Genomic DNA, 7,958 nt, shown 5'->3' on the forward strand with positions numbered 1-7,958 from the left:
CGCCAGCACCGCGCGCAGCATGGAAATCGCCTGCGGTTTGTTATCTTCAATGCCGATAAGAATTTCGCGTGGCTGCAGAATATGCGCAAGAATGCGAATACCCTCTACGACCTGAGCCGCGCAATCCTGCATCAAACGGTCATCGGCGGTAATGTACGGCTCGCACTCAGCAGCGTTGATAATCAACGTTTCAATCTTATCTCCGCCGCCCTGCAATTTAACGCCTGTCGGGAATCCCGCACCACCCAGCCCGGCAACACCAAACTGATGAATGCGCTCGATTAACTCTTCGCGACTGCGAGAGCGATAATCGTCCCAGCCGTCGCGCGGGATCCAGCAGTCTTCGCCATCGGCATCAATAATCACGCTTAATTCAGCTAAAGCTGAAGGATGAGCCGTAGAGTGGGGCGCAATAGCCGTAACGGTACCCGAGGTGGGCGCGTGAACTGGCAGCATTTTGCCGCGTCCACGGGTAAGCGACTGGCCGCGCAGTACTTTATCGCCGACGCTAACGCACAACTCACCTTCAGCGCCAATATGTTGTTTCAGTGGTATGACAAAACGCTGCGCCAGTGGTACCTGGCGCAGGGGCGTACCGTTGGACTGGGTTTTCATCTCCGGTGGATGGATGCCGCCGTTGAAATCCCAGATTTTATTTTTTCTGAATGCAGAGAATAACTTAAGCATGGTGTTCCACGGGAATGATACGCACGGGAATGGTGTTCAGATCCCATTTCCAGGAGTCAGGTGTTTCTGCAACCGGTTGCAACGAGATGCAGTGCGTCGGGCACGGATCAACACATAAATTGCAGCCCGTACAGAGATCACTCATTACCGTATGCATGGCGCGGGTAGCACCAACGATGGCGTCTACCGGACACGCCTGAATACATTTAGTGCAGCCAATACAGTTATTTTCATCAATAAACGCCACCATCCGCGCAGGCGTTAGCTCTTGCGCTTCGCCATCCAGCGGCTGTGGCTCGACATTAAGCAACTCAGCAATTTTTAGCATCACAGCTTCGCCACCTGGGGCGCAGCGGTTAATTTTTTCACCGTTACAGCTGATGGCTTCCGCGTAGGGGCGACAGCCGGGATAACCGCATTGACCACACTGGCTCTGCGGTAAGATTTCGTCAATTTTCTCAACGACCGGATCGTCTTCCACCGCAAAACGGCGGGAGGCATAACCCAGAATGGCGCCAAACGCCAGACCCAGCAGGCTCACGGCGGCAACGGCAATCCAGATAGCATTCATTACAACTTCACCAAACCACTAAAGCCCATAAAGGCCAGAGACATAAGACCTGCGGTAATTAACGCAATGGCATTACCGCGAAAAGGTGCCGGGACATCAGCCACAGCAAGGCGTTCGCGGATGGCGGCGAAGAGCACCATCACCAGCGAGAAACCGACAGCGGCGGAAAAACCGTACAGCGCCGACTGCAAGAAATTGTGCCCGAGATTGATATTCAGCAACGCCACGCCGAGCACGGCACAGTTGGTGGTGATAAGCGGCAAAAAAATCCCCAGCAGACGGTAAAGCACCGGGCTGGTTTTGCGCACCACCATCTCGGTGAACTGCACAACCACAGCAATCACCAGAATAAACGCCAGGGTGCGCAGGTAAATCAGATTAAGCGGGATCAAAATCCACGTATCGATAAGCCAGGCGCAAATAGACGCCAGCGTCATCACAAACGTTGTTGCCAGCCCCATGCCCATCGCGGTTTCCAGCTTTTTGGAAACCCCCATAAACGGACAGAGGCCGAGAAACTTGACCAGTACAAAGTTATTGACCAGTACAGTTCCGACAAACAGTAACAGGTAGTCAGTCATTTTTCGGCCTGAAATAAAAAAGCCGCCTATTATCCGTTAATCCAGAGCAGGCGACAACAGGTTAACTGTAAGGTTATTACGGATTCACAAACGTCGCTTTCACCCGCGACGAGCGTTTAAAATAGGGGACGATCAATGCGGTTGCCAACAAAGTAAACAGTAACTGGCGAACGGCTATGCCATCTTCCACGGGTGAAAAAGCGAACGCTTTTACTGCCAGCAATACGGAAATAAGCAGCCAGATAATATAGTGTTTAGGAACACAACGCCGACGTTTAAAGAAAGCGATGGTCAACCACAGTGTGTAATACCACATGGCGATAGCGGTAATAAAAGAAACGCCCCATAAGATTTGTGTCGTCAGTGCTTGTTCGCCGAGCGTTTGAAATGTTTGCGGAGAAGATAACGCAGCGGTATACAGCAACAACGCCAGCGTCGTACTTAACAGAGCGACTAAAAGCCAGGCCAATGGGCCAAGCAACCAGCCTCCAATACGTTGTGGCGTTGTGGTGGTCATAGGTTCTCCAGAATAGCGACGCAAACAGGCAAATCTAATTTTAGGGGCGTTATTATAAGGCTTTTATAACCGATCGCTACTTTCTTTATTGGACATAGTGCCAGACGGACTTCGGTACCTGGCCGAGGTCAAACAAACGCCCGCCAGAAACCAGCTCTGCGCGACGGTGATCGGCAGCACGATACATACTGATCAGTTCCTGATCGTCCGTCAGGGTGTAATTAAGATGGTCGTAGAGTTTTTCCAGACTTTCGAGTGAACTGATTTTGCGAAATTTTAATAAGTAGTCCTGAACAGTCATAAAAGGTCCATAAAATAATTAATACCAAAGGGGTAGGTATTATTAGTGATGATAAAATTTCACCAAAAGTGAACGTTTGTATTATTACAATAATAAGAATGCGCTGATGGTAAATATTCAGGGATGAAAAACTGCTCTGAAAAGAGTAACGCGCTTTACTATCCCTGACAATCACCAACAACATCGAACAAGATAATAAATTCCTGATTTAATATCCGACAAGTTAAAACATGCACCCGGCCGGGCAGCATGTCGCTCTACAAGAGTAGAGCTTACTTGTGTTGTACCGTAGCACTCTGTTCAGGTGGCTGATAGTTGTCAATGTGACTCGCCACGCCAAGAAGAATGACTGAAACGACAAGAACGATCCAACCTGTTAATTCAATAAGACGATTCATTACAGCCCACATCTCTGTTGATTGATCCATTAACTTCAGGGGGTAAATGTTACTTAGCAATAATAGCTCCAGCAAGATTTTTACTGAGGTTTTTGCGATATTTAGCTTTTGTCGTTGGAAAATTCGCTATTTTTTTGACTTAAGTTAAACAACATCCCTTATTGCTGGCAGGTTATTAAACTGTTGAGCGAGGGTAAAGGATAGTGTCAAATAGCCATCATACTTCAATGAGAGGCAATGACATGAGCGACAACATCCGTGTTGGGTTGATTGGGTATGGTTATGCGAGCAAAACCTTCCATGCGCCCCTGATTGCGGGCACGCCCGGGCTGGAACTGGCGGTAATCTCCAGCAGCGATGAAACAAAAGTAAAAGCTGACTGGCCAACGGTTACGGTTGTCTCTGAGCCGAAGCATCTGTTTAACGATCCCAACATAGACCTGATTGTCATTCCTACACCCAACGATACCCATTTTCCGTTAGCCAAAGCGGCGCTTGAGGCGGGTAAACATGTGGTCGTTGATAAACCCTTTACCGTGACACTGTCACAAGCACGAGAGCTGGAAGCGCTGGCAAAAAGCCTGGGGCGTGTGCTGTCTGTATTCCATAACCGTCGCTGGGATAGCGATTTCCTGACGCTAAAAGGTTTGCTCGCGGAAGGCGTACTGGGTGAAGTTGCTTACTTTGAGTCTCATTTTGACCGCTTCCGTCCGCAGGTGCGCGATCGTTGGCGTGAACAGGGCGGCCCTGGCAGCGGTATCTGGTACGATTTAGCACCGCATCTTCTTGATCAGGCCATTACGCTATTTGGTTTACCGGTTAGCATGACGGTAGATTTGGCACAGTTACGGCCCGGAGCGCAGTCGACTGATTATTTCCATGCCATCTTGTCCTATCCGCAGCGGCGAGTCATTTTACACGGCACCATGCTGGCAGCCGCTGAGTCAGCACGTTATATCGTGCATGGATCCCGAGGCAGTTATGTGAAATATGGCCTCGATCCACAGGAAGAACGTCTGAAAAATGGCGAGCGTCTGCCGCAGGAAGACTGGGGCTACGATATGCGTGATGGCGTACTTACCCGCGTGGAAGGTGAGGAACGTGTCGAAGAAACGCTGTTGACAGTGCCGGGGAATTATCCGGCTTACTATGCGGCTATTCGTGATGCGTTAAATGGCGATGGTGAAAATCCGGTTCCGGCAAGTCAGGCAATCCAGGTAATGGAGTTGATTGAGCTGGGCATCGAATCCGCCAAACATCGCGCGACTTTGTGCCTTGCGTGAAAAGGGGATGGTGCAATTAGCACCATCCATTTTTGTTACTTCGTGGCGACTTTTTCTCGCAGTGCGCGTTTTTCCTCTGCGCTGAGGAAAGCCATTTCCAGACCATTAATCTGTGCCTGGCGGATTTGCTCGCGGGATAACCCAGCAGCTGGCGCGGCAACGGTATATTCGTGAATGATATCCACTCCCTGTACGCCGGGATCGTCAGTGTTAATGCTGGCACGAATGCCATGCTCAAGGAACGTTTTCAGCGGATGTGCAGCCAGATCCGCCACGGTGCTGGTCTGAATATTGGAGGTCAGACAGGATTCAATACCAATTTGTTGCTCGGCGAGAAAATCCATCAGCGCCCGATCTTCAATGGCTTTTACGCCATGTCCAATACGCTCCGCCCCCAGTTCACGAATCGCCTGCCAGATGCTTTCCGGCCCGGCAGCTTCGCCTGCATGGACGGTAATATGCCAGCCCGCATCACGCGCGCGGTTGAAATGAGAAAGGAACAGACTTCCCGGGAAACCAAGTTCATCACCGGCTAAATCAAGTGCGGTAATCTGGTCACGGTGGGCTAAAAAGGCCTCCAGCTCTTGCTGACAGGCGGCTTCGCCGAAGGTCCGGCTCATAATACCGATAAGCTTCGCCTGCACACCAAAGGTGCGGCAACCTTCACGTACGCCATCGATCACCGCTTCGACAACACCCGCTACAGGCAGCTGATGTGCCATTGCCATGTAGCCCGGTGAAAAACGCAGCTCGACATAGTGCAGGCCGTTACGGGCTGCATCTTCAATGTTTTCAAATGCCACGCGGCGGCAGGCATCAAGAGAGGCGAGAACTTTAACGCCCCAGTCAAGTTTGGTCAGAAAGCTCACAAGATCGGGTTCGTTGGCAATGACCTGAACGTGGGGAATCAGTGTTTCCAGGGATTGTGCAGGAAGCGAGATATTATACTGGCGGCCAAGTTCAAGAATGGTCTGGGGACGAATGTTGCCATCAAGGTGGCGATGGATATCAGTTAATGGCAGGGTGGTATCAATCATGGTCGCACTCTTTTTCTGGATATAAAAGTGCGCACCATTATAAAAACAAAGCAGGGTAAAAATCCACGATTGCGCAACGATTTTTTACGTTGCGCAATTGGGGTTAACGAACAGCGCGGATGGCGTTAATTAATCCAGCAACACCTTTTTCCAGTTTCGAACGCGGGCAGCCGGCATTGAGACGGACAAAACCACGACCTTCTTCACCGTAGGTATACCCCGGCATGATCGCGACCTTCTCTTGCTCGATAAGCGCTTTTTGCAACGCGTTGTCGTCAATATTCAATGGACGTAGATCAAGCCAGGCCAGATAAGTGGATTGCGGGATCTGCCAATTGAGTTCAGGGAACGCGGCGTTCATTTTATCTGCAATATACGTCAGGTTATCTTTCAGATAGACGCGTAAGGCATCCAGCCACGGTGCGCCTTGCTGATAGGCGGCGATATGAGCAGTTAACGCCAGTACCGAAGGGGAAGAAAGCCCATCACGTCCTTTCAGTGCCGATAAATAGGCATCGCGGCTACTGCTATTTTCTATAATCCCGTAAGCACCGGTCAGGGCGGGAATATTGAAACTTTTCGATCCCGACGTTAGCAATGCCCAGTCTCCGCGCGCCACATTACTCCAGGGAATATGCGGCTGCTCGCCCCAAACCATATCCAAATGGATTTCATCGGAAATAACCCGCACACCATGACGCTCACACAGGTCAGCCATGATCTCCAGCTCATCGCACGTCCACACTTTCCCGGTAGGATTCTGTGGGCTACACAGGAGCATAATTTTACATTCTGGTTTCGCCAGCACGGCTTCCAGCTTGCCCATATCGCAAAACCAGCCGTCAGCCTGCTTCTCTAAAGCAACGGGCATTACTGTGCGCTGGTTACCTTCAATGGCCTTGTAAAATGCGTCATAGGCGGGTGTGTGGATCACCACGCCTTCACCTGTTTCAGACCACTGACGAATCAGTTCTGAAACCATATAGATAACAGAAGGGCCATACACCACCGACTGCGTATCAATTGCGGTGTAATGCTGGGTGGAAAACCAGTGGGCAATAGCCGCGAGAAACTCATCGTTTTTCCAGCGGCTGTAGCCAAACACGCCGTGCATCAGGCGATGATTCAGCGCCTCGATAATGCAGGGGGCAGTGGCAAAATCCATGTCTGAAATCGTGAACGGTAACAGGTCAGCAGTGCCGAAACGGTCAGCGACATAATCCCACTGCGTACACCATGTGCCATGACGATCCACGACCTTTGAAAAATCGAACATATCTTATCCTTATGCCTGAACAGTATGCATCAGACCGGCCATTTCATCTTTTACTGACTGAACTTGTGGCCCGATAACAACCTGCAGGTTATGTTGATTAAGTTGTACTACGCCAATTGCCCGATTGTCCTTCAGTGCCTGCACATTAACAAGCGACATATCTTTCACAGACAAACGCAGACGGGTAATGCAGTTATCGAGGCTGACAATATTGTCGGCACCGCCTAAGGCTTCGAGGATTGCCGGAACGTTGTAACCTGATTTACCCGGCGCACCGGCAACGGCTTTTTCGATTGAGCTGGCAACTTCGCTATCGCGCCCCGGGGTTTTCAGATTGAAGCGGGTGATAGCGAAACGGAAGATGACGTAGTAAACGACAAACCAGATTGCCGCCACCACTGGCACCATGTACCACTTGGTTGACAGACCATGCAAAATACCGAACACCACGAAGTCGATGATATTGCCGTCGGTATTACCGATGGTGACGCCGAGCACAGACATGACGGTGAAGCCGAGGCCGGTTAACAGCGCGTGGATGACATACAGAACTGGCGCTACGAACAGGAACAGAAATTCCAGCGGTTCGGTCGTGCCGCCAACGACACAGGCGATCAGGCCAGAAATCAGCAGCCCTTTAATTTTATGGCGATTTTCCGGGCGCGCGCAGTGATACATAGCTAACGCTGCACCTGGCAGACCGCCGAGAAACGCAGGCATTTTGCCTTGCGAAAGGAAACGCGTGGCGCTTTCAGAAAAACCGTGAGTGGTCGGGCAACTCAATTGCGCCTGGAAGATGGTCAGTGCGCCGCTGACGGTTTGACCGCAGACTTCCTGCGTGCCGCCTGCGTCGGTAAAGCGAATTAATGCTACCAGAATGTGATGAAGACCAAACGGCAACAGCAGACGTTCACCGGTACCAAACAGCATCGGTCCGAAATCACCCGCGCTGTTTATCATATGGCCCAAGCCGCTAATACCCATGGCGAAAATCGGCCAGACTAACGGAATCACCAGACCGACAAGGCCCATCACCAGCGAGGAGATGATTGGCACGAAGCGCGTACCGCCGAAGAATGCCAGCGCATCCGGCAGGCGGATATTATGGAAACGCTCATGGAGCATCCAGACGATAATACCGGCGATCACCGCACCGAGGATCCCTGTATCGATCGACTGGATCCCAAGAATGCTCTGAATGTTATTGGCTTTCAGAACCGCGGCGTCCGTGGTTGGCAGAATGCCTTTATTGGTCAACCAGAAGTTTACCGCGAGATTCATTACCGCATAACCGACAAAGCCAGCAA

At 50.9% G+C, this 7,958-nt stretch carries 10 protein-coding genes; 1 reads left to right on the forward strand and 9 read right to left on the reverse strand.

What is annotated here, in order from left to right; genetic code table 11:
• The 6 genes from ATB02_RS24985 to blr form a co-directional block, all read right to left on the reverse strand.
• Positions 1–687, reverse strand: a 687-nt coding sequence (locus ATB02_RS24985; protein WP_123059866.1) for an RnfABCDGE type electron transport complex subunit C, incomplete at its 3' end; no start/stop codon positions are given.
• The gene (gene rsxB / locus ATB02_RS24990; protein WP_000991806.1) at positions 680–1,258 is read right to left on the reverse strand and encodes an electron transport complex subunit RsxB; all 579 of its coding nucleotides are present in this window, start codon (positions 1,256–1,258) and stop codon (positions 680–682) included. The genes rsxB and ATB02_RS24985, both read right to left, overlap by 8 nt.
• Positions 1,258–1,839, reverse strand: coding sequence for an electron transport complex subunit RsxA (gene rsxA / locus ATB02_RS24995; protein WP_000133193.1), 582 nt, complete (start codon positions 1,837–1,839; stop codon positions 1,258–1,260). The genes rsxB and rsxA overlap by 1 nt, the downstream gene beginning before the upstream one ends.
• A 76-nt stretch (positions 1,840–1,915) precedes the next feature.
• Positions 1,916–2,356: a DUF2569 domain-containing protein gene (locus tag ATB02_RS25000; protein WP_001306099.1), complete on the reverse strand. Its 441-nt coding sequence runs from the start codon at positions 2,354–2,356 to the stop codon at positions 1,916–1,918.
• A gap of 85 nt (positions 2,357–2,441) precedes the next feature.
• Entirely contained in the window at positions 2,442–2,657 is a 216-nt protein-coding gene (ydgT, locus tag ATB02_RS25005; RefSeq protein ID WP_105272374.1) for a transcription modulator YdgT, read from the reverse strand.
• A gap of 272 nt (positions 2,658–2,929) precedes the next feature.
• On the reverse strand, positions 2,930–3,055 hold the full coding sequence (gene blr / locus ATB02_RS25015; RefSeq protein WP_024166213.1) for a division septum protein Blr: 126 nt from the start codon (positions 3,053–3,055) through the stop codon (positions 2,930–2,932).
• 242 nt (positions 3,056–3,297) lie between these two features.
• Between blr and ATB02_RS25020 the strand changes: the two genes are divergently transcribed.
• The gene (locus ATB02_RS25020; protein ID WP_001282537.1) at positions 3,298–4,338 is read left to right on the forward strand and encodes an oxidoreductase; all 1,041 of its coding nucleotides are present in this window, start codon (positions 3,298–3,300) and stop codon (positions 4,336–4,338) included.
• 35 nt (positions 4,339–4,373) lie between these two features.
• Here ATB02_RS25020 and add read toward each other — a convergent pair whose 3' ends face one another.
• The 3 genes from add to malX all read right to left on the reverse strand — a co-directional run.
• On the reverse strand, positions 4,374–5,375 hold the full coding sequence (gene add / locus ATB02_RS25025; protein ID WP_088541862.1) for an adenosine deaminase: 1,002 nt from the start codon (positions 5,373–5,375) through the stop codon (positions 4,374–4,376).
• A gap of 103 nt (positions 5,376–5,478) precedes the next feature.
• Positions 5,479–6,651, reverse strand: coding sequence for a bifunctional maltose regulon transcriptional repressor/cystathionine beta-lyase MalY (malY, locus tag ATB02_RS25030; RefSeq protein ID WP_105272375.1), 1,173 nt, complete (start codon positions 6,649–6,651; stop codon positions 5,479–5,481).
• 9 nt (positions 6,652–6,660) lie between these two features.
• Positions 6,661–7,958 (reverse strand): PTS maltose transporter subunit IICB (malX, locus tag ATB02_RS25035; protein ID WP_105272376.1); only part of this gene is annotated, 1,298 nt, incomplete at its 5' end.

The sequence above is a fragment of the Escherichia sp. MOD1-EC5189 genome (genome assembly GCF_002966045.1).
GTDB classification, from domain to species: Bacteria; Pseudomonadota; Gammaproteobacteria; order Enterobacterales; family Enterobacteriaceae; genus Escherichia; species Escherichia coli_F.

Excerpts from the sequence above, each read along its gene's own strand:
- rsxB (WP_000991806.1), bottom strand. The coding sequence starts at position 1,258 with ATGAATGCTATCTGGATTGCCGTTGCCGCCGTGAGCCTGCTGGGTCTG.
- rsxA (WP_000133193.1), bottom strand. The coding sequence starts at position 1,839 with ATGACTGACTACCTGTTACTGTTTGTCGGAACTGTACTGGTCAATAAC.
- ATB02_RS25000 (WP_001306099.1), bottom strand. The coding sequence starts at position 2,356 with ATGACCACCACAACGCCACAACGTATTGGAGGCTGGTTGCTTGGCCCA.
- ydgT (WP_105272374.1), bottom strand. The coding sequence starts at position 2,657 with ATGACTGTTCAGGACTACTTATTAAAATTTCGCAAAATCAGTTCACTC.
- blr (WP_024166213.1), bottom strand. The coding sequence starts at position 3,055 with ATGAATCGTCTTATTGAATTAACAGGTTGGATCGTTCTTGTCGTTTCA.
- ATB02_RS25020 (WP_001282537.1), top strand. The coding sequence starts at position 3,298 with ATGAGCGACAACATCCGTGTTGGGTTGATTGGGTATGGTTATGCGAGC.
- add (WP_088541862.1), bottom strand. The coding sequence starts at position 5,375 with ATGATTGATACCACCCTGCCATTAACTGATATCCATCGCCACCTTGAT.
- malY (WP_105272375.1), bottom strand. The coding sequence starts at position 6,651 with ATGTTCGATTTTTCAAAGGTCGTGGATCGTCATGGCACATGGTGTACG.